We start from the raw sequence: 22,896 nt of genomic DNA on the forward strand, positions 1-22,896 counted from the left end.
GCCACTGTCAGACTGAGCGTTCGGACGCGCGCCCTGCCTTCGAAATTTTGACCGATGTATCAACATATCATCGGCGCAAGGGCGCTTCCTTATATCTGCCTCAAAGGCCGCGCAATGGATTTGTTCCACATCCGCAAGGCCTGAAACCTTGATGCCATTAACCACGATGTCCCATGTCGGGCCAAAGACCGTCGAACGAGGCGATTTCGATTCCGACTCCCTTCGCTTCCGGATAGATGTCCGGCTTCGCCATGCTCAGGCGCAGCGCCGCGACGCCGTGGAAGGCGGCGATACGATCGAAGATTGCGTGCGCCAGGGTCTCCTGAAGATTGTAGCGCCGGGCCGACGCAATCTCCTGCACCTCGGTACGAAGGAAGTCGTAATTCCATGCGCGCGCCGGGTCGTCCCCATGTGGCAAGTCGGCGTCTTCCAGCCAAATCTCTATGGTAACCACGAGCCGCTGCGGGCTTCCAACTTCGAAATCGTGAAATCCGATATCCGCCTGCACTTCGAGCGAATCGAGGACGATGCGCGCCGAACGCACGCCGAGCTGGCGCGGCACGAGTCCTTCAAGTCCAATTTCGCTCATCGGTCCCCCAGAAATTGCACGTCGCGTTCGAGACCCGTGAATCGCTGGCCTGAGTCGATCACCAGAGTTTGGCCGGTAATACATCGCGCCTCGGCCAGATATGCGATCGCGTCGATCACGTCCCGAGATCCGACGCCCCGATGCAGGGGGTTGTTCGAATGCATGGCGCGGAAATTCTCTTCGGTCTGACCGCTCGACCGAAGCATCAGGCCGGGCGCAATCGCATTGACTCGGATGCCTCTGACCGCAAGCGCGCGTGCAGCAAGCTCCGTGAAGCTCGCGAGCGCGGCCTTGGACAAAGTGTAGCTGAGGTAATCCGGGTTCGGCGCGGCGAGCTTCGAATCGAGCATGTTCACGACGAGGCCATCGTCCCCGGCCGAATGCTGTCGCGCGAACTCCTCTGTAAGTAGCGCCGGTGCGCGAGCGTTTACCGCTGAGTGCGCGTCGAACTCCTCCGCGCTGAACTCACCGAACCCATCCCAGGCAAAACGCGCGGCGTTATTTACCAGCATCCGGACTTGCGACAGCCCCGCAGCGGCTTCGAATATCGTCTCTGCGCAATCCAGCGACTGAAGGTCGGCCACAACCTTGACCGCGCCTGCCGGCACGTCGTCGTCCGGGTGGTGCACATGCGCGACGACCGACCAGCCGCTGTCCAGAAGCGCGCGCGCGATATCGGCACCGACGCGCTTGCCGGCACCTGTCACGATTGCGGTTCGATTTGCGGCCATCACGGCGACTCCTGCCTTGAGCGAGAGGACGAAGCAATCCAATGGACGCCGCAATGCCCGAGAGCCGCCCACCCATCGAGCTACGAGGCCTGAGCCTCGCCCATCTCCAAAAGCTGGCCGCCGAGCGCCGGTTGCCGCCGGTCGAGCAGTGGACTCCGGAGCGGTGCGGTCATTCCGCCATGCGCATTGCACGCGACGGGACCTGGTATCACGAGGGTTCGCCCATTGGCCGGCCGGCGATGGCTCGGCTCTTCGCCACCGTGCTCCGGCGAGAGAAAGATGGCCGCCATGTTCTCGTCACGCCGGTCGAGAAACTCGACATCGACGTCGATTCGACAGCGTTCCGGGCGATCGAAATGCGAAGCGAGGGCGAAAGAGAAGGACGCCGAATCGCCTTCCTGCTCGACACGGGCGACTTGGTAATGCTCGATAAGGATCATCCGCTGGCTATTCTCCAGGAAGAGTACGGCCTCTCGCCACGGGTCGCCGTGCGCCATGGCCTGGAAGCGGAACTCGCACGGCCGGTCTATTACGAACTTGCCGAGATCGCCCTAGCGGAAGGCAATCAGCCGCCCGGCGTTTGGAGCAACGGCACCTTCTTCCCGCTCGAGGCCGGCGAATGACCCTCGCCGACCGCCTCCGCGCGGCACTAGCCTCCCCCACGAATGAACAGCCTCTCGAAGGCGATTTTCCCGAATTGAGGGCGACGGCCAGCGTACCAGCAGCGGTTCTCGTCGGGATCACCGACCGTTCCGATCCCGGTGTCATCCTGACGGTCCGGCGCGAGCACATGCGGACCCACGCCGGCCAGGTCGCTTTCCCCGGCGGCCGAATTGACGCTGGCGAAGATCCACAGTCGGCCGCCTTGCGCGAGGCGCACGAAGAGCTTCTCCTCGACCCTCAAGCTGTGGACCTGGCCGGCGCCATCGAGCCTTATCGCACCGTAACGGGCTACGTCGTCACCCCGGTGATCGGCGTGGTCCCGCCCGATCTGCCGCTCACCCCGCACGAGCATGAAGTCGCCGACTGGTTCGAAGCGCCGCTCGCTCACTTGCTCAACCCGGCCAACCAGCTTTACCGCAGCGCATTGTTCCAGGGGCAGGAACGCCACTATTACGAAATCATGTGGGAAGGACGCAGGATCTGGGGCGCGACGGCCGCGATGATCGTCAACCTGTCTCGCCGCCTGCAGTGGAGCTGACGCTGGACGTCGCGAAATGGCGCAAGCGGCGTGGGATGGGGCGCCTGCTCAAAGCCCTCGGCGCCGAGGAGGGGCTGACGCGCTATGTCGGGGGCGCCGTGCGCGACGAGCTTCTTGGCCTCCCCGTCAACGACGTCGACCTGGCCACCCGCATCGAACCAGACGAAGTCGTGAAGAGGCTGGAAGCAGCGCGCATCAAGGCGGTGCCGACCGGGATCGAGCACGGCACGATTACCGCAGTCAGCGACGGCCGCGTGGTCGAGATCACGACGCTTCGGCGCGACGTCTCGACGGACGGGAGGCGCGCAACGGTCGCCTTTACCGACGACTGGCAGGAGGACGCCGCCCGCCGCGACTTCACGATCAACGCTCTCTCCGCCGATCCACAGACCGGCGAAGTCTTCGATTATTTCGGCGGGCTCGACGACCTGCAGCATCGCCACATTCGCTTCATCGGCGACCCGCTTCAGCGCATTGCCGAAGACCATCTGCGCATCCTGCGATTTTTCCGCTTCCACGCGCGTTTCGGAAGCGGGCGTATGGATTCGGCGGCGCTCGATGCCTGCACCGACCGTGCCAATGACCTGATGGCACTATCACGCGAGCGTATCGCCGACGAGCTCGTGAAGCTTCTCGGCGTTCCGGACCCGAGCCCTACCGTGAAGGTCATGCTCGACCGCTCGATCCTGAAACCAGTCCTTCCCGAGATAGAGCCTGCTCGCCTAATCGACCTGCAAGCGCTCATCGCTTCCGAGCAGGCGGTAGATATCGCTCCGGATGCCTTGCGAAGGCTGGCCGCGCTGCTGCCCCGCGATCCGGCGATTGCCGACGCAATCGGCGTCCGGCTGAGGCTGTCGAACAAGGCACGGAAGAGACTTGCCTGCGCTGCGGTCGACGATCTTAGCCAGACACCACGGGCGTTATCATATCGGATCGGGATCGAATGCGCGGTAGACCGGCTGCTGCTTGGCGGCCAGGCAGCCGCGGCCAAGGAGATTTCCTCCTGGCACGTGCCTCGGCTGCCGATTGGTGGCGGCGCGCTGATAGAGCGCGGTGTCCCCGCGGGACCAATCGTCGCCAGGACATTGAGACAGATCGAGGACCGCTGGCTGGCTGCCGGATTCCCCACCGGCGCCGAATTTCAAGAGATCGTGAGCGACGCTATCGCGGCCGCGCAATAAGCAGAGGCGACCAATGATCTGCGACGAAGGTCAGCCGCCTGCCGCCAGCGCAACCTCCGCAATCGTCGGCTCTATCGTTCCCGCCAGCGCCTGCTGATAGGTCGGCGCGGACGAGATCCGTGCATACCGTTCGAACAGTTCCGCGAAATGCATGTCCATTGACCGCACCGTGCTGGCGCGGGCGGCGGCTGCTCGTTGCAGTTCCGGACCGCGTTCCAGGAAGCGCTCGATCGCCTGTTCAAGCGCCCGCTCGCTTGCGGCCTGGTAGGAAACGCCTGCACCCGGAACGAGCTGGTCCACGGCGGCGCCGCGATCCGGCACGATCAGCGGAATGCCGCTTGCCCGCGCTTCGGCCGCGACCATGCAGAAGGTCTCCGCCTCGCAACCGTGGATCAACGCGTCGGTGCTGGCGAGCAGGCGAGCGAGTTCGCTCCGGTCCGACAGACGCGGGACGACGCCCACACCCGGCAGCCGCTCGGCCAAAAGTTCCAACTTCTGCCGCTTCGGACCATCGCCAATGATCAACAGGCCGATCTGATGGCGCAACGCGCATTCGCCGACCGCGCGCATGACCATGTCCCAGCGTTTTTCCGCCGAGAAGCGCCCGACGCCGACGAGCAGGAGCGCATCTTCCTCGAGGCTGAGCGACTGAAGCGCAAGGGTTCTCAGCGCGGAGGATCGCAACTTGGGCGAAAAGATGCCCGCCTCGACGCCCATCGGCAGCGTTTCGCTATTTTCGACGCCACCTGAGCGGAGCCGCGAAGACAGCTGCGCATTGGCGCAAACGACCACGTCGAACATCCGGCCGAGACCCCGCAAGTGCCGCCAGAACCTGCTGAAGCAGCGGTCGATCGTTCCGACCGACGCAAATCCGCCGAGCCAACGATAGGCATAGGCCGCAAGGGGGTCCGAATGCATGACGAGCGAACGGCTTGCCGAACCCTGCCAGCGCCCGACCATCGTCGCGCTCGACCAGGGCGACGACGCCTCCACATGATCCGGCTGCCACTGATCGAGCACCCGATGAAGCGCGGCTTCGTCATTGAAATAGCGATAGCGCCCGTCGACGGGCAGCTTGGGCGAGGGAATGGTGACCAGCACCGCGCCGGGGCCGCGGCTCACGATCTGATGACTCTCGCCAGGCGCAACGACGATCATTTCATGTCCGAAGCGCGCGGCGGATCTCAGCTTCGCATCGACATAGGTCCGAACGCCACCGCCGGCCGGCGTATAGAATGCACACACGTCGACGATCCGCATGGCGCCGGACAACAGCGTCGCCGCCCATGAAGCTCAAGTGAAGCTTTGTTAATGGAGCCTCATTGCGCTGGCGCAGAAGTCGGCGCGGTCGCAAATGGCGATCATGGTACGGTCATGGGAACGCTTGCTGCTGGCATCCATCCACGACGTCTCCCCGCGCTTCGAGAGCGAGGTGGACAGCCTGCGCGATCTTCTATCGCCGCACGTCGGCTACCGTATCGCCATGCTCGTCGTACCGAACCATTGGGGCAACGCGCCGATCGTTGCCGGTTCGCCATTCGCGTCGCGCCTGCGGGACTGGGCGGACGCGGGGTCGGAGATATTCCTGCACGGCTTCTATCATCGCGACCAGGCGCGCCACCAAACCCGGTCCGCGAGGCTGAAGTCGCGCTTCATGACCGGGGGCGAAGGAGAATTCCTCGGCCTCTCGCTTGAGGAGGCATCAGTTCGCATCGCCGAAGGTCGAAAAGTTATCGAAGATATCACAGGGCGTGCCGTCGCGGGCTTCATCGCACCCGCCTGGCTTTACGGGCCAGGCGCGCTCGAGGCGCTCGAGGAGGCGCAGTTTGCGCTTGCTGAGGATCACTTCCGGGTCTGGTCGCCGGCGACCCGGCGGAAGCTGGCGTCGGGCCCAGTTATTACCTGGGCCAGCCGAACGCGCGCGCGCTTGGCCTCGTCATTGCTAGCGGCGGGAGCGCTCAGACATGCGCCGCTGCAAACCCTTCGCGTCGGCGTCCATCCGCCCGACGTGCGTCACCCGCTTCTCATCCGAAGCATCGAGGCGACTTTCAATCACGCAGCGCGAAACCGCCGCGCTGCCCGCTACGCCGACTTGCTGGACTAAGGCCGTCAGAACTTCAGGAGAAAGGTGACTGCCGGCTTGCGCGAACTCGCCGGCGGATCGTCCGGCCGCTGAGATAGGCGGCGCTTGGAATAAATGTTCGCCAGCCCGACGCCAAAGGCTGCGTTCGGCGTCACGTCTTGCCGAAGCAACATGCTTGCGACGAGTGGCACATGCGTTTCGGTGCCAAATTGCGGGCCGAGTCGAAGGTCGAGGGTCCGAGTGCGCGCAACGCTTGCGACGTCGATCGCGGACAGCGACTTCATCTGCGCCTTCGCGCCGGTCGATCCTGCCATCAGGACGACGGCCGCCACGACGAGCCAGTTCCCCACGGCCCATCTTTCCCTGTTGCACTTTAAAAACCAGAGTCGAGAGCAAGGGTTCCGGCGCGTTTGCGATCGTCCCGCAAAGGTTCAGCGGCGGCGAGACTTCCAACAGTCGATAGCGGCATCCGCCTCGAGCGGCTTGGCAAAGTAGAAGCCTTGTCCTGACGCGCACCCGAGAGTTGCCAGCGTAGTCGCCAGCTCGACCGTTTCGATCCCTTCCGCCGTCGTCGACATCCCGAGAGCTTCGGCCAGGCTGAGCACCGCGCGAACGATCGCAACGCTGTCCGGATCGACCATCATCCCGGCGACGAAGCTGCGGTCGATCTTGAGCACGTCAATCGGTAGCCGCTGGAGATAGGCAAGGCTGGAATAGCCGGTGCCAAAGTCGTCCATCGCAACCGTCGTTTCGAGTTCCTTCAGCGCGTGGAAGACGCGTGTTGCGCGAGCCGGGTCCTGGACGATCGAGCTCTCGGTCAATTCCAGCGTCAGCCGGTTGCCGCTCAGGCCGCTCGACTTGAGTGCGCTTTCGACGACCTCGGCGATATTGTCGCGCGCGACCTGAATCGCCGACAGGTTGACGCCGACATAGAGCGGAAGCTTCTCGCCGGCCTGCTTGTCCCAGCCGGCCAGCGTTGTCGCGGCTTTGTCCATCGCCCAGCGGCCAAGCTGCAGGATCAGGCCGCTCTCCTCGGCGACTGGAATGAATTCGGTCGGGCTGATCTCGCCGCGATCCTCGTGATCCCACCGCGCCAGCGCCTCGAACCCGGACACTTCACCGGTCTTCAGGTTGATAAGCGGCTGGTAGAACAGCTGTAGTTGATCGCGATCGAGCGCCCGGCGAAGCTCGGTCTCGACCGAAAAGCGCCGCCGCGCCTCCGTCGCCTGCTTGGGCTCGTAGACCTGCGGCTTGCCGACCATCTTGGCTTGCTTCACCGCGAATTGAGCATTGCGGAACAGCTCTTCCGGGTCCTGCCCTCCGTGCATCAGCGCGACGCCGATCGCGCACTCGACGCGGATTTCAAGGTCCGAGATCTTGAACGGCGCCGCCATGACTTTCTGGATTCGGTCCGCGGCCTTCAGCGCGTCCTCCACGCCGCGGCGCAGGGACACGAGGATGCCGAACTCGTTGCCGCCCGTACGAGCGAGAACATCGCCCGCCCGGAGCGCAAGGATGAGCCGGCGCGCGAAAGTGATAAGCAGTTCGTCGCCGGCAAGGCCGCCCATCGACTCATTGATGCGCGAGAAGCGCAGCATGTCGACGACCAGCACGGCGTGATCAATGTCGCGGGACGGCGCTTCCTCGGCTTTCTCGATCGCCTCGCTGAACGCGAGCCGGTTCGGCAAGCCGGTCAGGCTGTCACGCAGCATCTCCGCGCGAAGCGCACGCTCCGACTGCACCTCAACCGTGCGATCAACGACGCTCAGCAGGCAACGCGGAGCATCCTCGGACTTGGGAAGTGGCGCCAGCTTCACCCGGAAGAAGTGCGACGAAACTCCCTCGCCGTTCTTGAAGTCGAGCTCCGCTGCGCCGGCAGTGCCGTCGAAGAAGGACTGCAGCAGGTCCGCAATGGGGCCAGAACGCAGGCACTCGGCGTCGTTCCAGTCGAGCGCCGTGCAGGACGATCGGTGGACGGTGTCGACGAAGCGGTCATTATGCGCCGCGACCCGCAATTCCTTGCCGTCGACGCGTTCGATGATGGCGGCCGCAATCGGAAGCGCATCGAGCAAGCCAGTGCCGTCCACGAGCGCAAGGTGCGCGTTCGTGTTCGACTTGTCCGTCAGCCGTTGCCTCGGGGCAGCGGACAAGCGGTGGGCTGCGGCCTGCATCGGCATGGCTCTGAACGAGAGGGGTTAATTCTCTCTTGCTGACTGCTGATTAACAACGCGATCCCATCGATTTCTTAACGCAGGTCAAACTTATTGGCGCGAGGAAAGCCGATCGGGGGCATCCGGCCCGCCGCGCCGCGCGCCGCGCGCCATGGCGTGAGGTCCGTTTCGGTGCGCACGCGACCACTTTCGCCGCCCAACGTCCAACTCAACCCGTCAGCCATTCGCAATGTGATCGCATCAGCAAGCCCGCCATCGCGGTAACGTTGCAGCGTGACGCCCTGTCCTCGCACGAGCTCAGGAAGCTCCGACAGCGGGAAGAGCAGCATTTTGCGGTTTTCGCCGATCACCGCGACCGAGTCCGCGCCCCCCATGACCGGCCGCACGACCGCAACCTTGGCACCAGAACGCAGGTTCACGAGCTGCTTGCCCTTGCGTGTTTCGGCCAACGTCGCATCGCCGCTGGTCACGAAACCCTTGCCATCCGACGACGCGAGCAGGAGCTTGAGGTCGGGCCGGATGACGAGCAGTTCAACGATATCAACCTCGGCATCCAGATCGATGAACAGCCGCACCGGCTCACCGAAACCGCGCGCACCGGGCAGCTTGTCGCCGCCCAGCGTATAGACCCGACCGTTCGAGGCGAAGAGCGCAATGCGATCGGTCGTCTGCGCGTGGAAATGGATGAACGGCCCGTCTCCCTCGCGCCACTTGAGCTCCGGCACTTCCTCGAGCGGAACATGCCCCTTCATCGCCCGTATCCAGCCACGCTGCGACAGAATGACGGTGATTGGCTCCTTCTCGATCATCGCCGACCAGTCGATCTCGCGCGCTGGCGCGACCTCATCGATGCGAGTGCGGCGGTCGTCGCCGAACTTATCCTTCAATGTCTGCAGGTCGCGCTTGATGCGGGTGCGCTGGCGGGCCGGGCTTTCGACGAGCTTGACCAGCTCTTCGCGTTCCTTGGCAAGCGCATTGCGCTCGCGTCCGATCTCCATCTCCTCCAGCTTCCGCAAGCTGCGCAGCCGCATGTTGAGGATCGCTTCGGCCTGCCGATCGGTCAGCGAGAACTCGGCCATCATGATGGGCTTCGGCTCGTCCTCGGTCCGAATGATCTCGATCACGCGGTCGAGGTTCAGATAAGCAATGAGGAAACCGTCGAGCAGCTCGACACGGTCGTCGATCTTGCCGATCCGCACCTGGCTGCGGCGGAGCATCACCTCGATCTGGAAGGACAACCAGGCGGTCAGCGCCTGCTTGAGACTCATGACACCCGGCGTGCGGCTCGCGTCGAGCACGTTCAGATTGAGAGGAAAGCGAATCTCGAGGTCGGTCAGGCGGAAGAGAGACTCGAGCAGCAGGTCCGGATCGACGGTCCTTGCGCGTGGTTCGAGGATCAGACGAACCTTCTCGTCACTCTCGTCTTTCACGTCAGCGAGGATCGGCAGCTTCTTGTCGGCGATCAGCTGTGCGATCTGTTCGATCAGCTTGGCTTTCTGGACGCCGTAGGGCATCTCGCTGACCAACAGGTGCCAACCCCCGCCCTTCTCGCGCTCGACATCGATCCTGGCGCGAAGACGGAAACTGCCCCGACCGGTTGCATAGGCGTGGGCGATGCTCTCGCGGCTGTCGACAAGCACGCCACCCGTCGGAAAGTCGGGTCCTGAGACGAAGTCCATCAGCGCGCTGTCTTCGGCCTTCGGATTGTCGATGAGATGGGTTGCCGCCTCGATCAACTCCGTGAGGTTATGCGGCGGGATCGAGGTCGCCATGCCGACTGCGATGCCGCTGGCGCCGTTGGCTAGAAGGTTCGGGAAGAGGCCTGGGAAGACCTCCGGTTCTTCTTCTTCGCCGTTGTAGGTCGCCCGGAAATCGACGGTCCCTTCGTCGAGCCCCGTCATCAGCTGCATCGCGATCGCGGTCAGCCGCGCCTCGGTATAGCGGTAGGCGGCAGCGTTATCGCCGTCGATATTGCCGAAGTTCCCCTGCCCGTCGACGAGCGGGTAACGGAGCGCGAAGTCCTGCGCGAGGCGAACCATTGCGTCATAGACGGACTGGTCGCCATGCGGATGATATTTGCCGATCACGTCGCCGACGACACGCGCCGACTTCTTGTATGCGCCAGCCGGATCGAGCCGCAGCAGCCGCATGGCCCACAGAAGGCGGCGGTGAACCGGCTTCAGGCCGTCGCGTACGTCTGGCAGCGATCGCGCGGTGATCGTGGAAAGGGCATAAACGAGGTACCGCTCGCTAAGCGCGGCGTCGAACGGGGTTTCGATGACGGACGAAATATCGGGATCAGGCATTCGACCTGACTAGCAAGCGCTTGCCGGTTTCTGGAAGCCTATTCCGCAGCCTCGGCAGCGGGTTGGGGCCAACCGCCAGCGGCGTCCGCCACCGACCGCTCGATCTCCGGCAGCAGCCATTCGCGGAAACGCTTGATCTTGGGCGTCAGCCGCCGTTCGGTCGGGTAGACGAGCCAGTAGGACCAGGCCCGCGCTGACACCCGGTCGGGGAATGGCACGGCAAGACGTCCAGCGGCGACATCACCCTTCCACAGCAAAGGCGTCAGCAGCGCGAACCCCTGCCCTGCCATCGCGGCATGACCTTCGTTCGCCTGGTTCTCCAGCCTGATCCCCGGCCGCCTCAGTGCCGCATCGTCAGCCGGCACGCCATTGTCGCTGAACCACTGCTGCCACCACTCGTCGCTCGGGTTGATCCGATTGACGTCGAGCATGTCGTTCGGCTCGATCCTGCGGCCGAGCTTTCGCTCAGTCTCCGCGATGCACTCCGGGCTCGACATCGGCGTGAAGGATGATTCGAACAGCCGGTGGTGCTCGAAACCCTCCCAGCCGCCATTGCCGGCCCGGATCGCGACGTCTGCATCGCCAGCCCGAAGGTCGCACAGCTCGTTGCTCGTCGTCATGCGGACAGCGAGATCGGTGTGCTCCATCTGAAAAGCACCAAGCCGCCAAGCCAGCCAGGTGTTGGCGAAGGTATGCGTAGTCGTGATCGTGAGGAGTGACTCGTCTTCCTCGCGGTGGCTGGCGAAAGCGCTCTCAAGCGTGTCGAACGCGCTCGACAAGGAAGGCAGCAGGCGCTGGCCCAGCGGCGTCAGCCGCGCCCGCCCCTTCTCGCGAATGAAGAGCGGTGCGCCAAGGCGCTCCTCAAGGCTCTTGACCTGGTAGGACACCGCAGCCTGCGTCATGCCGAGTTCGGCAGCAGCGGCGGTGAAGTTCTCCGTCCGCGCCGCCGCTTCGAAGGCCCTGATCGCCGCAAGTGGTGGAAGCCGCCGCATCCCCCAACAATAATCGCCCGAGCGTCGCCACCGCAACCAAAGAGAGAGGCGCTTGACCCAGCTTGGCCCCGACCTTCTAACGATGCACAGCCACGGGAGTTGTGATGAACCGTCTGTACCGAGTGTTCGCGAGTTTCGTCATAATTTCCCTGGCAGCCGCCGCTCCTCCCGCAAGCCTCATACAATTCTCGGCGCTGAAGAAACGCGCCCACCCAGAGCCAACCACCACGGTGCGATACGGGGATAACCCCCTACAGGTCGTCGACGTATGGCTTCCAAAGGGTCGTGGACCGTTCCCGACCGTGCTCATGATTCACGGTGGTTGCTGGCAGACCGACGTTGCCGACCGCCATCTGATGGACTGGGTATCCAATGACCTGCGCCGCCGTCGGATCGCCGTCTGGAACATCGATTATCGCGGGGTTGACCGGGCGGGAGGTGGCTATCCCGGCACTTTCATGGATGTCGCCGCGGCCGCGGACGCGCTCAGCCTTCATGCCCGGGAACTGCATCTCGACACCCGGCGGATCGTCGCGGTTGGGCATTCGGCCGGCGGACATCTCGCGCTTTGGCTCGCCGGGCGACCGCGACTGCTTCGCTCCAGCCCGCTTTATCGGGACCACCCCATACCGCTCGCTGCTGTCGTTAGTCTCGGCGGCCTCCCCGACCTTGAACGCGAAACGCAGGTGGAAAACGGTTGCGGCAAGACGGTGAGCGTGACGCTTTCCGGCGGACACTTTGCGGAAACGTCGGTGCCGCGTCTCGCGCCGCTCCACGTCCGGCAATATCTCGTGAACGGCCTGATGGATCCGATCATCCCGACCGAGCTCGCCTCGGACTATCAGCGCCGAATGCAGTCCGCTGGTGACAAGGTGACGATCGACTGGGTTCCCGACTCCGGCCACTTCGAGCTGATCGTACCCGAAAGCCGAGCGTGGGCTGTCGCGCTGAGACATATCGAGCAGGCACTGCACCGCCACTGAAGCACCGCCAATAAGTGCTGCTTATGACGATCGCCAACCGTTTGATTGGCGAAACCACCGGGCGAATCGTACATACGATCCAGTCGCCGGCGTTGGTAAATCCCCTCCCCTCGCAGCCCCCGACGCCGGCGACCCAAAAAAAGGAAGGACGATTGCCATGACTTATGGCCTCAGCACCCGTGCGTTCATCGAAGACGGCCCCGTGGCGCAGGTGGCGCAGGCCGAAACCATGCGATCGACCGCCCGCTCCTGGCGCGCTCTCGACGAGGCTCACCGGATCGAGCTGATCGAGACGGCGCTCAAGGCCGCCAATGACCGCATCGACGCTTACCCGCTGGCCCTCTGACCGGCGGCAATAGGAGGAAAGGAGTGATTACCATGGTTGATGAGATTTTCGACCGGCACTACCAAACGGTGCGTCAGGAGTTAAACGCTTCGATCTCAAGCGGCCTATCCGATCTGAGCAAGAAGGTTCGTGAAGCATTCGAAGTGCTCGTGAAGATTGAATATCAGTCCCCGTGGACCGCACCGACGCGCAAAGCAAAATGCAATTGAATATCCATATGAGGAGCGCGGGCTAGCACGCACCGCGCTCCTCGCTTATAGCCCCCGCTCCTTCCCATTGACGTTGGAGTGATGCGAACCGTGGCTCGCCGCCGCCAGATTTATGAGGGCAAGGCCAAGATCCTCTACGAGGGTCCAGAGCCCGGCACGCTCATTCAATATTTCAAGGACGACGCCACGGCGTTCAATGCGCAAAAGCGCGGGACGATCAGCGGCAAGGGCGTCATCAACAACCGCATCTCCGAGCACATCTTCACGTCGCTTTCGGCGATCGGGGTTCCGACGCATTTCATCCGCCGCCTCAACATGCGCGAGCAGTTGATCCGCCAGGTCGAGATCATCCCGATCGAGGTCGTGATCCGCAATGTCGCCGCCGGTTCGCTTTCCAAGCGCCTCGGCATCGAGGAGGGCACCCAGCTGCCCCGCACGATCATCGAATATTATTACAAGGACGATGCGCTGGGCGACCCGATGATCGCCGATGAGCACATCGCTTGCTTCGGCTGGGCGACGCAGGACGAGATGAACGACATCGCGGACATGGCGATCCGGGTGAACGACTTCCTGTCGGGCATGTTCGCCGCGATCGGTATCCGCCTAATCGACTTTAAGCTGGAGTTCGGCCGGGTCTGGGACGGCGACTATGCGCGGGTCATTCTGGCTGATGAGATCAGCCCCGACGGCTGCCGCCTGTGGGACATCAAGACTAACCAAAAGCTCGACAAGGACCGCTTCCGCCAGGACCTAGGCGGCGTTGAGGAGGCCTATCAGGAAGTCGCCCGCCGGCTCGGCCTGCTCCAGCCAGATGAGGAAAACGCGGTCCTCGACTTCGACACTCACAGGAAGAAACGCGGCCGGTGACGCTTCGACGCGCGCGCGTCGTCACGCTGAACGCTGCGCTCGGACCGCTCGACTATCGGGTTCCCGAGGGGACGACAGTCGTCCCCGGCTCGGTGGTCGTCGCCCCGGTCGGGCCGCGGCAATTGCTTGGCGTCGCTTGGGATGCCGAGCGACTGCAAACCAATGAGGTGCCGGAGGCCCGGCTAAGGCCGCTCGCCGGCGTTCTCGACGTCCGTCCTATCGCCGCTCCGCTCAGGCGCCTCTGCGAATGGACCGCCGATTATTACCTGAGCCCCCTAGCCTCCGTTCTGCGCATGGCGTTGCCTTCCTCTGCCGCGCTCGACGGGCCGAGGCAGTTTATCGAGTACCGGCCAACGGGAATGACGCCGGACCGGATGACGCCTCAGCGCGAAAAGGCGCTTCAGGCAATCGAGGGCCGGCAAGGCACGGTCCGGGAGCTTGCCGACCACGCGGAGGTCAGCGACGCCGTGATGCGCGGACTCGTCAATGCCGGTGCGATTGAAGCTGTGGCGGTGGATGCCGACCGTCCGCTCGCCTGCCCTGACCCCGAACACGCACCGCCGGACCTCAACGACGATCAGCGCGAAGCGGCTTCCAGCCTCGCATCTGCCGTCGGCAAGGGCTTCGATCCCGTGCTTCTCGACGGTGTAACGGGATCGGGAAAGACCGAAGTCTATTTCGAAGCGATCGCCGAGTGCCTGCGCCAGGGGCGCCAAGCGCTCGTCCTCCTTCCCGAAATCGCGCTCACTGAGCCTTTCTTGAAGCGGTTCGAAGCGCGCTTCGGCTGCCAGCCCGTGGCTTGGCATTCCGACCTCCGCTCCTCGCAGCGGCGTCGCGCCTGGCGCGGCATCGCAAGCGGCGAGGCTGCCGTGACGGTCGGCGCACGCTCGGCCCTGTTCCTGCCCTATCCGATACTGGGCCTGATTATCGTCGACGAGGCGCACGAGCCCTCCTTCAAGCAGGAGGAAGGCGTCCAGTACCACGCCCGCGACGCGGCGGTGATGCGCGCCAAGTTCGAGGACATTCCGGTGATCCTCTCGTCCGCGACGCCGGCGATCGAGAGCCGGCACATGGCCGAGATCGGCCGCTATCGCGAGGTCAGCCTGCCCGAGCGCTTCGCCGGCGCGTCGATGCCCGCCATCCGCTCGATCGACCTGACGCAAGACCCACCGCCGCGCGGCCGCTGGCTCGCGCCGGAGCTAGTCAACGAGATTGAGGCAAACCTTGCACGCGAGGAACAGTCGCTCCTGTTCCTAAACCGCCGTGGTTTCGCCCCGCTGACCTTGTGCCGCCACTGCGGCCACCGCTTTCAGTGCCCTAATTGCACCGCGTGGATGGTCGAGCACCGGTTGATGCATCGTTTGGCGTGCCACCACTGCGGACATGTGATGCCGCCTCCGAAGGCCTGCCCGGAATGCGGCGAGGAGGACAGCCTCGTGGCTTGCGGCCCAGGCGTCGAGCGCATCGCCGATGAGGTCGCCGAGCTTTTCCCCAACGCGCGCACCGCCATTGTCACATCTGACACGATCTGGTCGCCGCTCCGTGCCGCCGAATTCGTCGGCGCGATGGAGGCGGGCGCAATCGACGTCGTCATCGGCACCCAGCTCGTCACCAAGGGCTATCACTTCCCCAACCTAACGCTCGTCGGCGTCGTCGATGCAGACCTCGGCCTGGCTGGGGGTGACCTCCGAGCGGCCGAGCGCAGCTTCCAGCAGATTCAGCAAGTCGCCGGCCGCGCCGGTCGCGGCGACAAGCCGGGGCGTGTGCTCGTCCAGACCCACGACCCCGACGCGCCAGTCATCGCAGCGCTGGTATCCGGCGACGCCCCCGGCTTTTACGCGGCTGAGACCGAGAGCCGCCGTGAGGCCGCCATGCCGCCGTTCGGCCGCCTCGCCGCTATCGTCATCTCCGCCGAGGATTCATCGGAGGCCGAAGCCGTCGCCCGCCGCATCGGCATGGCTGCGCCGGAGGTCGAAGGAATGGCCGTGTTCGGCCCCGCGCCCGCCCCCCTCGCCATGCTGCGCGGCCGCCACCGCCAACGCATCCTCGTCCATGCTCGCCGCAGCCTCGACGTCCAAGACGTCATCCGCGAGTGGCTCGCCGGCGTCGAATGGAGCGCCAAGGTCCGCGTCGGCGTCGACGTCGATCCCTACAGCTTTCTGTAGATCTTTCTGTAGATTGCTGCATCAAACCAAGGGCTTGCGACAGCGCGCGCCGCTGTTAGTGTCCGGGCGCCGAAAGAGGGGATCGGATGCGTCGCGTACTAGAGTTCTGCCTTGCCGCCGGCTTGCTGGCGGGTACCACGCCTGCGCACGCGGCGTGGCAGGAAGCCAAGTCCAAGCATTTCATTATCGTCGGCGACACCGACCCTGCAGAACTTGGCGAATATGCAAAGAAGTTGGAACGCTTCGACCAGGCGGTCCGGATGGCTCGGGGCATGGGCGACCCAGCGCTTACCGATTCGGGCCGCCTGCGCATCTACTTCCTGAAAAACGTTGATCAGCTGGTCGACTTGACCGGTGGATATGGGATCTTGGGCCAGTATATCGGACGCGCTTCCGGCACCTATGCATTTGTCTCGAAGATCAAGGGCAAGGACGAACGAGACTTCAATTCCGACATCGTCTTCTTCCACGAATATGCGCATCATTTGATGCTGCAGAATTGGGCTGCGGCGCTGCCGACTTGGTTCGTCGAAGGCTTCGCCGAATTCTTTGGAACGGCGAAGATCAACGATGACGGCAGCGTAATCCTGGGCTCCGCGCTGAACCATCGCGCTTACAGCGTCCATGCCAATCAGCACGACCTCTATTTCTCGGAGATGCTGGGCGGCACGCCACAAGGCCTGACCGCCTGGCAGATGGAGATCATGTACTCACGTGGCTGGTTGCTCACGCATTATCTGACCTTCGAGCCGAGTCGGCGCGGCCAGCTCGACCGCTACATTGCCGGTATCCAGCAAGGGCAGAATGCGCTGGACGCAGCCAGGGCCGCGTTTGGCGACCTCCGAAAGCTTGAAAACGAACTCGATAAATATGCCGACGCCAAGGAGATCAAAGGCGTCGTTATCCGGCCCGATCCTGCGAAGATCGGCACGATCAGCGTGCGGTCGCTTGCGCCGGCAGAAGCAGCGCTCATGCCAATACGGATGAGATCGGACTACGGCGTTTCGGAACAAACTGCGCGCATTGTCGCCGGCAGGGCGCGCAAGCTCGCCGCGGCGTATCCATCAGACGCGTTCGCGCAATCGGTGTTGGCGGAAGCGGAATATGATGCCGATTATTTCGACGCTTCCGAACATGCAGCAGACAGAGCGCTCGCAGCCGACCCCAACAACGTGCATGCGCTCATCTATAAAGGGCGCGCCGAGATGGCTCGTGCCAAGACCGCGCCGGCAACGGTCGACTGGTCCAAGGTGCGGGCGCTGTTCGCAAAGGCCAATCGCCTGGACACCGAAAATGCCGAGCCGCTGATGCTCTATTACCGGACATTCAAGGAGTCGCGCGCGACCCCAACGCCGAGCGCCGTGAACGGTTTGCTATACGCGCTCGTGCTTGCGCCTCAGGACAGTGGCTTGCGATGGCTCGCCGTTCGCCAATTGCTAACGGACCATCGACTGAAAGAAGCGAAACAAGCGCTAGCGCCAATGGCATTCGAACCGCATTCCGAACGCACGCGAACTCTTGCCGATCAAGTGGTTGCAGCGATCAATGCAGGTGATTCAACAAAGGCGCTGGAGCTGATCGAGGAGCGCGATTCGAAGAAAAAGCAATAAACGCTTACGATCAAAAACTTGTCGTCAGGTGATGGGCGCTCTCCAAGGGGGCGGCACGCTTCGTCCGCAGCGGAAGGCCTTGATCACCATCACGACGCCAGCACCGGTGGCCAGTACTAAAGCGATGGCTGAGGCTTCGAGCCCGAAGGGCCCGCCCGTCAGCAGTTCTGGGCCAGACAGCTTGGCACCGACCAGCCCTTTCTCGGCGACCCCGGAAACCGGCACCCCAAAGAGGTACCCCTGCGTGAAGTTCCACGCCGCGTGGAGCCCGATCGGCATCCACAAGCTACGCGTAAGCATGTAGGCGCCCCCGAGCAGCACACCGGCCTCGACCGCAATGAAGATCGACGCGAGGACATTTGAATTAGGGTTCCACGCATGCGCTAGGCCGAAGAGCGCCGAGGTGACAAACAGCGCGATCCAGCTTCCACCCATTTCCTCGAGCCAGCGGAACAGAATTCCACGGAAGAAAAGCTCTTCCATGAAGCCGGGCATGATCGCGGCGACGAACAATTCAGGCAGCAGGTTGGTCGTGCTGCAGCATGAGACGATACGGTAAGAGCCTAGCAACGCCGCCACGCCAACGACGGCGCTAAAGAGCGCAAGTCCAGCAATCAATCCGATCGCCGCTTGCGAGAGCGCCTTGTTCAGCTGAAGGTCGTCGCGCGGCTCTTCCCCCAAATGCCGGATGCCGAGCTTGTACGCCGCCAGCCCGAACCCGACTGTAATCACTACCTGAACGGCCTGCTTGAGGCCGTCCTGCAGGAGAGGCAGGCTGCTCGCCGCGATGATCGCCAGCGCGGACGCAGCAGCAAACAGTAGGATCGCGACAACCATTGAAACGAACGGATGGTCTATGAGGCGCCGCCGCCCGCCATCCCGGTTCGTGTAAGACATGCCGTCCGCCCCCCCCCCCCCGCTTCACATCGCTGTTGCGCTGAGCGAGGCGAGGGAGGCAAGGGTCTAATCGAGCAACGGTAGCTCCGGCGACGCCTGGCGATGGCCCTCCGCACCGAGCAACTGCCGCTTGCGGTCGAGCCCGCCGGCATAGCCGCCAAGCGTCCCGTCGCTGCGGATCACGCGATGGCACGGGATAAGCACGGCCACATGGTTGTCGCCATTGGCAGTGCCTACCGCGCGAACCGCCTTGGGCTGACCGATCGCCGCCGCGATCTGTGCGTAGCTGCGGGTTTCGCCCGCTGGGATCTTGCGGAGCTCGCGCCACACCGCCTCCTGGAACGCCGTGCCAGCTACGTCGATCGGCAGCTCGCGCGCAGCGAGCGGCTGCTTGATCGCGGCAAGCGCGCCCTCGACGAGGTCGCGAAGCCCGCCCGCATCCTCGACGATCTCCGCATTCGGGAAGAGCCGGCGAAGCGAGTCCGGGCTGTCGTCGAACGTCAGCCGGCAAATGCCCTTGCTTGTCGCGGCGATCAGCATCTGGCCGAGCGGGCTGTCGAAATGCGTCCAGCGGATCGTTTCGCCGCGGCCGCCATTGCGCCAAGCCGACGGGGTCATGCCCAGCCTCTCCTTCGCATCGCTGTAAAAGCCGCTCGGCCCTGAATAGCCCGCGTCGTAGACCGCATCGGTCACCCGCCCATTCTGCTTCAGCGCTTGCTGGGCGCGCTGGTTACGCCTGCCGCGCGAATATTCGGCCGGCGACACGCCAAGGTCCCGCTTGAAGATGCGCTGGAAATGGTGGGGCGCGTAGCCGACCGCCTCCGCGAGCGCGGCAAGCTGCGGTGGCTCTTCCGCCTGCTCGATCAGCTTCACCGCTTCGGCCACCGCCTCGTGGTCTCGACCGACCTCGTCGGGCTTGCAGCGCATACAGGATCGGTAGCCCGCCGCTCTCGCCTCCTCAGCGGTGACGAAGAACTCGACGTTTTCGCGCTTAGGGCGCTTCGCCGGGCAACTCGGTTTGCAGTAAATGCCGGTGGTCTTCACCGCGGCGATAATGCGCCCGTCCCAGCTGCGGTCGCGGCGCATGAAGGCTGCCCATGCGGTGTCCGCGTCTAGGCGCGCGACGTTGCTCATCGGTTCAGCTCTACGCTCCTCGTGACGCTGTGCAAGCGTGGCCATCTCAATTCCTTTCGATCTTGGCCGAGAAGCACCCGCGCGTCGCGTTATGTGCGTGGATGGTCTCGATGTTCGGATCGGCAAAAAGCTGGCGGATGCCCGCCTCAGCTTCCCCCGGTTGAGTGAGGATCGCCGCGGCCATCATCCCTTCCTTGTCGAAGCCGCGAAGCGACAGCACGCGCTCCTCGAATACCGGCGGCACACTGTCGACATATTCGGCTGCCTCTTCGTTGGCTTCCGCAACGAAAATGGCGTGCGAGGCGCGATACGGGTTCGCGACGTCATGGCTGATATGGTTGAGCAAGAGCACCGTCTCGCCAATCGCTCGGTCGGTCAAGCTAACCCGGCATGGGAAAGTCGGACTGTCGACGGTCATCCGTACGATGCCGCGCTGCGCAAGCGCCTCCTCAGGTAAGCCGAACATTGCTTTGTACGGGGCAGGATCGATGCCACGGACGACAAAAGACATGGAAGTTGCTCCTTTCGGCCACCACTGTAAGGTGTCGCTCGGGAACAGGCTTCCGCTGGCTTGCGTTCAAACATCGGAAATCAAAGAGGGGATTTCCTATGACACGACTGAAACGGGCCTGATGAGTCATTCGATTAGCGCTGGCCGGCACACGCTGGCCGTCCGCCTGTTGCGTGCTCCCTTAGCCGTCGCATGTGCTTGTATTTTCCTTGCATCGAGCGGCGCTCCGGCCGCCACTCTTAAGCAACCCCTTCGCTTCTTCGAAGGCCGCACCGAACTCTCCGGTACGCTCAAGGCCGTCATGCACGGAACGCGCCGCGTCCTCAGCATCGGCCATGGCACTATCGGCGCTGATGGTGCGCTGCGTTTGGTCCAGCAGGTGCGTGACGAGGGCGAACAGCCTCACGAACGCGTCTGGCTCATTCATCAAGTCGCGCCGGGTAAGTTCGCCGGGTCCATGTCGGAAGCCACGGGGCCCGTCACGATCGATCAGGTCGGCGACCGTTACCGCTTCCGCTTCAGCTTGAAGGGCGGGATGTCAGCCGAACAGTGGCTGGTGCCGAGCGCCGACGGACGATCGGGCCTTAGCATGCTCACCGTTCGCAAGTTCGGCATGGTCGTCGCGCGCTCGAAGGCGACGATTCGCCGCCTTTCACAGCAGGCTGCCAACTAGCTTCAAACTGAGTAGATCGCCGTCCCTTGCATCGCCGCGAAGCGCTTGCTAGGGGCCCGGCAACCGATGGGGGCGTGCGGGGGTAACCCGTTTCCACGCCCCGTTTTTTAACGTCGGGGCAATTCCAGTTCTGGAGCTATTCGCGCGTGGAGACATCCGGCGGCATTCGGGCCAGCTTAGCGGGACGCTACGCATCCGCTTTGTTCGACCTTGCCCGTGATCAGAAGCAGATTGAATCCGTGGGCAAGAGCCTCGACGCGCTCAACCAGGCGCTGGTCGATTCGAAGGATTTTTCCGAGCTGGTCGAAAGCCCACTCGTTTCCCGCGACGAGGCCGGAAAGGCGTTCGGCGCCATTGCGCTGCAGCTCAACCTCGATCCGATTACCAGCAACTTCGTCGGCGTCCTTGCCCGCAACGGCCGCAAGAGTCAGCTCCAGCCGGTGATCCGTGCGTTCCGCCGGCTCGCTGCGGAACACCGCGGTGAGACGATTGCCGAAGTAGTGACGGCGCGTCCGCTTAACGACGACCAGTTGGCGCAGCTCAAGACGCAGCTCCGCACCCGCGCCGGGCGCGACGTCAACGTCGATGCAACGGTCGACCCCACCATCCTTGGCGGAATTGTCGTGAAGCTGGAAAGCCAGCGCATCGACGCTTCGATCCGCACCAAACTCAATCGACTCGCTCAGGCGATGAAAGGCTAAGACTGACCCATGGATATCCGCGCTGCTGAAATCTCCCGCGTCATCCGCGACCAGATCGCGAATTTCGACGCCGAAGCCGAGGTCTCGGAAGTTGGCACCGTGCTGTCGGTAGGCGACGGCATCGCGCGCATCTACGGCCTCGACAACGTCCAGGCCGGTGAGATGGTCGAGTTCGACAATGGCACCAAGGGCATGGCCCTCAATCTCGAAGCCGATAACGTCGGCGTCGTCATCTTCGGCTCGGACTCCGAGATCTCCGAAGGTTCGAGCGTCAAGCGGACGGGCACCATTGTCGACGTTCCAATCGGCAAGGGCCTGCTCGGCCGCGTCGTTGATGCACTCGGCAACCCGATCGATGGCAAGGGCCCGATCGAGTACACCGAGCGCCGCCGCGTTGAGGTGAAGGCGCCGGGCATCATCCCGCGCAAGTCGGTTCACGAGCCGGTGCAGACCGGTCTCAAGGCGCTCGACGCGCTCGTCCCAGTCGGCCGCGGTCAGCGCGAGCTGATCATCGGCGATCGCCAGACCGGCAAGACCGCCGTCGCGCTCGACACCTTCATCAACCAGAAGGCCGCCAACGCCGGCAACGACGAGAGCCAGAAGCTTTACTGTATTTACGTCGCCGTCGGTCAGAAGCGTTCGACCGTCGCGCAGATCGTGCGCGCGCTCGAAGAGAATGGCGCGATGGAATATTCAATCGTCATCGCCGCGACCGCTTCGGAGCCTGCGCCGCTTCAGTTCCTCGCTCCCTACACTGGCTGCGCGATGGGTGAGTATTTCCGCGACAACGGCATGCACGCAGTCATCGTCTATGACGATCTTTCCAAGCAGGCCGTCGCGTATCGCCAGATGTCGCTTTTGCTCCGCCGTCCGCCGGGCCGCGAAGCTTATCCGGGCGACGTCTTCTATCTCCACAGCCGCCTTCTCGAGCGCGCCGCGAAGATGAACGACAGCCTGGGCGGTGGTTCGCTTACCGCTCTGCCCGTCATCGAGACGCAGGCAGGCGACGTGTCGGCATACATTCCGACCAACGTGATCTCGATCACCGACGGCCAGATCTTTCTCGAGACCGACCTCTTCTACCAGGGCATCCGCCCGGCGATTAACGTCGGCCTGTCGGTCAGCCGCGTCGGCTCGGCCGCGCAGACCAAGGCGATGAAGAAGGTCGCCGGCTCGATCAAGCTGGAGCTTGCGCAGTACCGCGAAATGGCGGCCTTCGCGCAGTTTGGTTCCGACCTCGACGCGTCGACGCAGAAGCTGCTCGCTCGCGGTGCTCGCCTGACCGAGTTGCTGAAGCAGCCGCAGTATGCGCCGATGCCGGTCGAAGACCAGGTCGCATCGATCTTCGCCGGTACCCAGGGTTTCCTCGACACCGTCGAGGTGAAGGACATCGTCCGCTACGAAAATGCAATGCTGAGCTACCTGCGCTCAGACAAGCCGGAGATTCTGGCCAAGATCCGCGACACCAAGGCGCTCGACGACGATACGGCGGCCGCCCTCAAGGACGCGCTCGCCACGTTCGGCAAGCAGTTCGCTTAAGGGG

23 protein-coding genes are annotated in these 22,896 nt (G+C 63.7%); 13 read left to right on the plus strand and 10 right to left on the minus strand.

Annotated elements, in window-relative coordinates; translation table 11 throughout:
- Window positions 1-157 precede the first annotated feature (157 nt).
- Window positions 158-589: a dihydroneopterin aldolase gene (locus tag ABD704_RS04255; RefSeq protein ID WP_344698443.1), complete on the minus strand. Its 432-nt coding sequence runs from the start codon at window positions 587-589 to the stop codon at window positions 158-160.
- The gene (locus tag ABD704_RS04260) at window positions 586-1,320 is read right to left on the minus strand and encodes an SDR family oxidoreductase (protein WP_344698444.1); all 735 of its coding nucleotides are present in this window, start codon (window positions 1,318-1,320) and stop codon (window positions 586-588) included. The genes ABD704_RS04255 and ABD704_RS04260 overlap by 4 nt, the downstream gene beginning before the upstream one ends.
- Window positions 1,321-1,373: 53 nt before the next feature.
- On the opposite strand from ABD704_RS04260, the gene ABD704_RS04265 reads away from it, so the two are divergent.
- From ABD704_RS04265 to ABD704_RS04275, 3 genes are read left to right on the plus strand one after another with little or no spacing between them, the layout of a single operon-like run.
- Window positions 1,374-1,943, plus strand: coding sequence for a DUF1285 domain-containing protein (locus ABD704_RS04265; protein WP_344698445.1), 570 nt, complete (start codon window positions 1,374-1,376; stop codon window positions 1,941-1,943).
- Window positions 1,940-2,521: a CoA pyrophosphatase gene (locus ABD704_RS04270; protein WP_344698446.1), complete on the plus strand. Its 582-nt coding sequence runs from the start codon at window positions 1,940-1,942 to the stop codon at window positions 2,519-2,521. The genes ABD704_RS04265 and ABD704_RS04270 overlap by 4 nt, the downstream gene beginning before the upstream one ends.
- Window positions 2,512-3,702, plus strand: coding sequence for a CCA tRNA nucleotidyltransferase (locus ABD704_RS04275; RefSeq protein ID WP_425565390.1), 1,191 nt, complete (start codon window positions 2,512-2,514; stop codon window positions 3,700-3,702). The genes ABD704_RS04270 and ABD704_RS04275 overlap by 10 nt, the downstream gene beginning before the upstream one ends.
- 30 nt (window positions 3,703-3,732) lie before the next feature.
- Here the strand turns inward: ABD704_RS04275 and ABD704_RS04280 are convergent, their stop codons facing one another.
- Window positions 3,733-4,962: a glycosyltransferase gene (locus ABD704_RS04280; protein ID WP_344698448.1), complete on the minus strand. Its 1,230-nt coding sequence runs from the start codon at window positions 4,960-4,962 to the stop codon at window positions 3,733-3,735.
- 94 nt (window positions 4,963-5,056) lie between these two features.
- On the opposite strand from ABD704_RS04280, the gene ABD704_RS04285 reads away from it, so the two are divergent.
- Window positions 5,057-5,806: a DUF2334 domain-containing protein gene (locus tag ABD704_RS04285; RefSeq protein WP_344698449.1), complete on the plus strand. Its 750-nt coding sequence runs from the start codon at window positions 5,057-5,059 to the stop codon at window positions 5,804-5,806.
- 5 nt (window positions 5,807-5,811) lie between these two features.
- On the opposite strand, the gene ABD704_RS04290 is transcribed toward ABD704_RS04285, so the two are convergent.
- The 4 genes from ABD704_RS04290 to ABD704_RS04305 all read right to left on the minus strand — a co-directional run bounded on the left by ABD704_RS04290 (window position 5,812) and on the right by ABD704_RS04305 (window position 11,254).
- Window positions 5,812-6,135, minus strand: coding sequence for a hypothetical protein (locus tag ABD704_RS04290; RefSeq protein ID WP_344698450.1), 324 nt, complete (start codon window positions 6,133-6,135; stop codon window positions 5,812-5,814).
- A gap of 81 nt (window positions 6,136-6,216) precedes the next feature.
- Window positions 6,217-7,956 carry a putative bifunctional diguanylate cyclase/phosphodiesterase gene (locus tag ABD704_RS04295; protein ID WP_344698451.1) on the minus strand — a complete coding sequence of 580 codons (1,740 nt, stop codon included), beginning with the start codon at window positions 7,954-7,956 and terminating at the stop codon, window positions 6,217-6,219.
- A 74-nt stretch (window positions 7,957-8,030) separates the two neighbouring features.
- Window positions 8,031-10,262: a DNA topoisomerase IV subunit A gene (gene parC / locus ABD704_RS04300; protein WP_344698452.1), complete on the minus strand. Its 2,232-nt coding sequence runs from the start codon at window positions 10,260-10,262 to the stop codon at window positions 8,031-8,033.
- Window positions 10,263-10,300: 38 nt separating this feature from the next.
- Window positions 10,301-11,254 carry a LysR substrate-binding domain-containing protein gene (locus ABD704_RS04305; protein ID WP_344698453.1) on the minus strand — a complete coding sequence of 318 codons (954 nt, stop codon included), beginning with the start codon at window positions 11,252-11,254 and terminating at the stop codon, window positions 10,301-10,303.
- A gap of 104 nt (window positions 11,255-11,358) precedes the next feature.
- Here ABD704_RS04305 and ABD704_RS04310 point away from each other — a divergent pair, with 104 nt between their 5' ends.
- The 6 genes from ABD704_RS04310 to ABD704_RS04335 all read left to right on the plus strand — a co-directional run bounded on the left by ABD704_RS04310 (window position 11,359) and on the right by ABD704_RS04335 (window position 17,437).
- A complete protein-coding gene (locus tag ABD704_RS04310) occupies window positions 11,359-12,237 on the plus strand; it encodes an alpha/beta hydrolase (RefSeq protein WP_425565391.1) in 879 nt (292 codons plus the stop codon).
- Between the two features lie 157 nt (window positions 12,238-12,394).
- Window positions 12,395-12,583: a hypothetical protein gene (locus ABD704_RS04315; protein ID WP_344698454.1), complete on the plus strand. Its 189-nt coding sequence runs from the start codon at window positions 12,395-12,397 to the stop codon at window positions 12,581-12,583.
- A 32-nt stretch (window positions 12,584-12,615) separates the two neighbouring features.
- Window positions 12,616-12,792: a hypothetical protein gene (locus tag ABD704_RS04320; protein WP_344698455.1), complete on the plus strand. Its 177-nt coding sequence runs from the start codon at window positions 12,616-12,618 to the stop codon at window positions 12,790-12,792.
- Window positions 12,793-12,882: 90 nt separating this feature from the next.
- On the plus strand, window positions 12,883-13,662 hold the full coding sequence (gene purC / locus ABD704_RS04325; protein WP_344700484.1) for a phosphoribosylaminoimidazolesuccinocarboxamide synthase: 780 nt from the start codon (window positions 12,883-12,885) through the stop codon (window positions 13,660-13,662).
- Window positions 13,659-15,827, plus strand: coding sequence for a primosomal protein N' (locus ABD704_RS04330; protein WP_344698456.1), 2,169 nt, complete (start codon window positions 13,659-13,661; stop codon window positions 15,825-15,827). Before purC ends, ABD704_RS04330 begins: the two co-directional genes overlap by 4 nt.
- Window positions 15,828-15,913: 86 nt before the next feature.
- Entirely contained in the window at window positions 15,914-17,437 is a 1,524-nt protein-coding gene (locus ABD704_RS04335) for a tetratricopeptide repeat protein (RefSeq protein ID WP_344698457.1), read from the plus strand.
- A gap of 24 nt (window positions 17,438-17,461) precedes the next feature.
- Here ABD704_RS04335 and ABD704_RS04340 read toward each other — a convergent pair whose 3' ends face one another.
- The 3 genes from ABD704_RS04340 to ABD704_RS04350 form a co-directional block, all read right to left on the minus strand.
- Window positions 17,462-18,334, minus strand: coding sequence for a CPBP family intramembrane glutamic endopeptidase (locus tag ABD704_RS04340; RefSeq protein ID WP_344698458.1), 873 nt, complete (start codon window positions 18,332-18,334; stop codon window positions 17,462-17,464).
- A 66-nt stretch (window positions 18,335-18,400) separates the two neighbouring features.
- The gene (locus tag ABD704_RS04345; protein ID WP_344700485.1) at window positions 18,401-19,468 is read right to left on the minus strand and encodes a bifunctional transcriptional activator/DNA repair enzyme AdaA; all 1,068 of its coding nucleotides are present in this window, start codon (window positions 19,466-19,468) and stop codon (window positions 18,401-18,403) included.
- A 46-nt stretch (window positions 19,469-19,514) separates the two neighbouring features.
- Window positions 19,515-19,979, minus strand: a complete 465-nt coding sequence (locus ABD704_RS04350; RefSeq protein WP_344698459.1) for a DUF1203 domain-containing protein — start codon at window positions 19,977-19,979, stop codon at window positions 19,515-19,517.
- Between the two features lie 121 nt (window positions 19,980-20,100).
- On the opposite strand from ABD704_RS04350, the gene ABD704_RS04355 reads away from it, so the two are divergent.
- The 3 genes from ABD704_RS04355 to atpA all read left to right on the plus strand — a co-directional run bounded on the left by ABD704_RS04355 (window position 20,101) and on the right by atpA (window position 22,892).
- A complete protein-coding gene (locus tag ABD704_RS04355; RefSeq protein ID WP_344698460.1) occupies window positions 20,101-20,652 on the plus strand; it encodes a hypothetical protein in 552 nt (183 codons plus the stop codon).
- Between the two features lie 146 nt (window positions 20,653-20,798).
- Window positions 20,799-21,353, plus strand: a complete 555-nt coding sequence (locus ABD704_RS04360) for a F0F1 ATP synthase subunit delta (protein WP_344698461.1) — start codon at window positions 20,799-20,801, stop codon at window positions 21,351-21,353.
- A 9-nt stretch (window positions 21,354-21,362) separates the two neighbouring features.
- A complete protein-coding gene (atpA, locus tag ABD704_RS04365) occupies window positions 21,363-22,892 on the plus strand; it encodes a F0F1 ATP synthase subunit alpha (protein ID WP_344698462.1) in 1,530 nt (509 codons plus the stop codon).
- Window positions 22,893-22,896: the final 4 nt, after the last annotated feature.

Source organism: Sphingomonas limnosediminicola (assembly GCF_039537965.1).
Lineage (GTDB): Bacteria > Pseudomonadota > Alphaproteobacteria > Sphingomonadales > Sphingomonadaceae > Sphingomicrobium > Sphingomicrobium limnosediminicola.

What these genes read in the sequence shown, in the direction of transcription:
- ABD704_RS04255 (WP_344698443.1), bottom strand. Translation starts at nt 589, where the DNA reads ATGAGCGAAATTGGACTTGAAGGACTCGTGCCGCGCCAGCTCGGCGTG.
- ABD704_RS04260 (WP_344698444.1), bottom strand. Translation starts at nt 1,320, where the DNA reads ATGGCCGCAAATCGAACCGCAATCGTGACAGGTGCCGGCAAGCGCGTC.
- ABD704_RS04265 (WP_344698445.1), top strand. Translation starts at nt 1,374, where the DNA reads ATGCCCGAGAGCCGCCCACCCATCGAGCTACGAGGCCTGAGCCTCGCC.
- ABD704_RS04270 (WP_344698446.1), top strand. Translation starts at nt 1,940, where the DNA reads ATGACCCTCGCCGACCGCCTCCGCGCGGCACTAGCCTCCCCCACGAAT.
- ABD704_RS04280 (WP_344698448.1), bottom strand. Translation starts at nt 4,962, where the DNA reads ATGCGGATCGTCGACGTGTGTGCATTCTATACGCCGGCCGGCGGTGGC.
- ABD704_RS04285 (WP_344698449.1), top strand. Translation starts at nt 5,057, where the DNA reads ATGGCGATCATGGTACGGTCATGGGAACGCTTGCTGCTGGCATCCATC.
- ABD704_RS04295 (WP_344698451.1), bottom strand. Translation starts at nt 7,956, where the DNA reads ATGCAGGCCGCAGCCCACCGCTTGTCCGCTGCCCCGAGGCAACGGCTG.
- parC (WP_344698452.1), bottom strand. Translation starts at nt 10,262, where the DNA reads ATGCCTGATCCCGATATTTCGTCCGTCATCGAAACCCCGTTCGACGCC.
- ABD704_RS04305 (WP_344698453.1), bottom strand. Translation starts at nt 11,254, where the DNA reads ATGCGGCGGCTTCCACCACTTGCGGCGATCAGGGCCTTCGAAGCGGCG.
- ABD704_RS04310 (WP_425565391.1), top strand. Translation starts at nt 11,359, where the DNA reads ATGAACCGTCTGTACCGAGTGTTCGCGAGTTTCGTCATAATTTCCCTG.
- ABD704_RS04315 (WP_344698454.1), top strand. Translation starts at nt 12,395, where the DNA reads ATGACTTATGGCCTCAGCACCCGTGCGTTCATCGAAGACGGCCCCGTG.
- ABD704_RS04320 (WP_344698455.1), top strand. Translation starts at nt 12,616, where the DNA reads ATGGTTGATGAGATTTTCGACCGGCACTACCAAACGGTGCGTCAGGAG.
- ABD704_RS04335 (WP_344698457.1), top strand. Translation starts at nt 15,914, where the DNA reads ATGCGTCGCGTACTAGAGTTCTGCCTTGCCGCCGGCTTGCTGGCGGGT.
- ABD704_RS04340 (WP_344698458.1), bottom strand. Translation starts at nt 18,334, where the DNA reads ATGTCTTACACGAACCGGGATGGCGGGCGGCGGCGCCTCATAGACCAT.
- ABD704_RS04345 (WP_344700485.1), bottom strand. Translation starts at nt 19,468, where the DNA reads ATGAGCAACGTCGCGCGCCTAGACGCGGACACCGCATGGGCAGCCTTC.
- ABD704_RS04350 (WP_344698459.1), bottom strand. Translation starts at nt 19,979, where the DNA reads ATGTCTTTTGTCGTCCGTGGCATCGATCCTGCCCCGTACAAAGCAATG.
- ABD704_RS04355 (WP_344698460.1), top strand. Translation starts at nt 20,101, where the DNA reads ATGAGTCATTCGATTAGCGCTGGCCGGCACACGCTGGCCGTCCGCCTG.
- atpA (WP_344698462.1), top strand. Translation starts at nt 21,363, where the DNA reads ATGGATATCCGCGCTGCTGAAATCTCCCGCGTCATCCGCGACCAGATC.